The organism is Elstera litoralis, assembly GCF_000963705.1.
GTDB lineage: Bacteria > Pseudomonadota > Alphaproteobacteria > Elsterales > Elsteraceae > Elstera > Elstera litoralis.
This window is the reverse complement of record NZ_LAJY01000806.1, coordinates 1-1,443: the sequence shown is the minus strand read 5'-3', so window position 1 is coordinate 1,443 and position 1,443 is coordinate 1. Positions and strand designations below refer to the sequence as shown.

1 protein-coding gene, 1 pseudogene and 1 other annotated feature are annotated in these 1,443 nt (G+C 49.1%); the gene and the pseudogene both read left to right on the top strand.

Going from position 1 to position 1,443, the window contains the following annotated elements:
• A partial coding sequence (locus VZ95_RS26245) for a hypothetical protein (RefSeq protein WP_198148436.1) occupies positions 1-824 on the top strand: 824 nt, incomplete at its 5' end.
• 190 nt (positions 825-1,014) lie between these two features.
• A pseudogene (locus tag VZ95_RS19900) lies at positions 1,015-1,443 on the top strand (transposase); the annotation flags it as partial.
• Positions 1,296-1,412 (top strand) — a sequence feature (AL1L pseudoknot). It overlaps the preceding pseudogene by 117 nt.

Below are 1,443 nucleotides of genomic sequence, written 5' to 3'. Positions count from 1 at the left end.
CCCGTAAGGATGCTTTACGGAACCGCCAGAAAGCCGAAATGGATGCTCTGAAGAAGCAACAAGCTACCGACCGCAGAACGCTTCTTCGTTCCATTACCGACCACCAAACCCGGTTACGTCTCGATTCCGAACGCGCATTGAAGGCCGCTCAATCGAGAGAGCTATTGGAACAAAAGCATTCATCCGAACGCAAATCGCTTTCTAAATCGCTTTCATTCCCATCATGGCGCGAATGGCTTCTTTCTGAAGCTAAAAGCAATCCAAAAGCCGCCGAACGCCTCAAACGATTAAAAGAACCAGAAAAGAAGCCCGATACCGCTTCGTTAATGACTTCTATTAAAATTCATCACGCGAATGACGGAACCATTGAATACCAAAAAGATAATCAAACAATCAGCATCGACAAAGGTTCAGAGCTTAAACTCATTCGGAATGACGATGCTTCTATTCTTGCCAATCTCAAAATAGCCCAAGCCAAATTTGGCGCATCTTTCGTAATCAACATCAAGAATAAAGAGAAGTATAACACGTATATTGATATAGCCGCTAAGAACGGAATCTATATCAATACCTTATCTACGGCAGATCAATTGAAATGGAAGCAAACAAGGGAAGCCGAGTTTGCTAAATACCGAACCAAGATACCCAGTGCGAATATTAAATCAGATAACGAAAACCATCACAGACGTAATCGCAATGCCAATCAATCCCTGAAAACCACCTTGAAACCGCAGGAGAGTAACTATGACCGAACCCCCGAACCCGTTGCAAAACCTAACGTGCAGCCGATGCGTGTTTTCAAGAACCGCAATCAATCCCGATAAAACGGATCTAGATGATAATGAATCATCTCAACCTCATTCCGATGACGACGATAATGATTCAATCGTTCAAAGCAATGAAAAGAAAGGATTTCATTATCTTCATTGCCACCGTCATTCACCAGGGCCGAGCTTAATCCTGAACCGCGCCGGGTTTGCCGGAGGCTCCAACTTCTGAGAAAGTTGAGCCACTATGAGCAAGACCACGAACAAGTTTTCCGCTGAAGTCCGCCAGCGTGCCATTCGCATGGTGCTGGATCACGAAGCCGAGCACCCGTCACGGTGGGCTGCGGTGTCATCCATCGCGGCCAAGATCGGCTGCTCAGCCGCTACGCTGCACGCGTGGGTAAAGCAGACCGAGGTAGACGCTGGCAAACGGGCAGGCCTGCCGAGCGACGTCGCCGAGAAGATGAAGGCTTTGGAGCGGGAAAACCGCGAGCTTCGTCAAGCCAACGAGATTCTGCGTAAAGCCTCCGCTTATTTCGCGATGGCGGAGCTCGACCGCCCCTTCAAACGATGATCTCGTTCATCGACGAACACCGTGGTGTGTTCGGGGTCGAGCCGATCTGCAGGCTGCTGCCGATTGCCCCATCAACCTACTACGAGACCCTTGCCAAGCGCC